General features: G+C 39.0%; 1 protein-coding gene. It reads right to left on the reverse strand.

The window, feature by feature from the left end; genetic code table 11:
- On the reverse strand, window positions 1-559 hold a 559-nt coding region (locus BKH42_RS09685; protein WP_180674055.1), incomplete at both ends, for a hypothetical protein.

The following is a 559-nucleotide window of genomic DNA, read 5'->3' on the forward strand; positions in this document are numbered from 1 at the left end:
ATGATGAGTCCATTTTTGTAGGTTCTATTATTGAGCATCCCAGAAGCGATACTCTCTTCAGTATTAACAATATCTGTGAAATTAAGTGAATTATCTAGATAGTTTTTAAAACTTCCAGTGGAGTTATCTGCTAGTATCAAATGCGTGATGCCACCTTGATAATAGATATTGCCCCTAGCACTGAAGACTCCAGAGAGAGCGAGATTGTTTTGTGCATCATTTTGTGTATAGATATTGATGATGGGCACTTTAGTAGGCAAGGAAGTTAAAAAGGTCTGAAATGGAGCATATGTGAGTATCTTCAAAGAAGACTCATAGGAGATGTTATTGATGGCATGGTTGGCTGCGATGATATTGGTGCCATTGGTACTTGCCCAGAGGGTATTGACAAAATCAATATTGCTGATGGCATCATTATATGCATACACATCCCCTTGAAAGTGGATAGGGTTATTAGTAGCATCAGTGGGGACTGCTGTGTTACTTCCTATGAAGTTCATACTCAATCTCCCTCCAATATTATTGATGGTGGCAGTGAGTTCTTTGGAAGTAAGACCCA

The organism is Helicobacter sp. 13S00482-2, from assembly GCF_002272795.1.
Classification (GTDB): Bacteria; Campylobacterota; Campylobacteria; order Campylobacterales; family Helicobacteraceae; genus Helicobacter_J.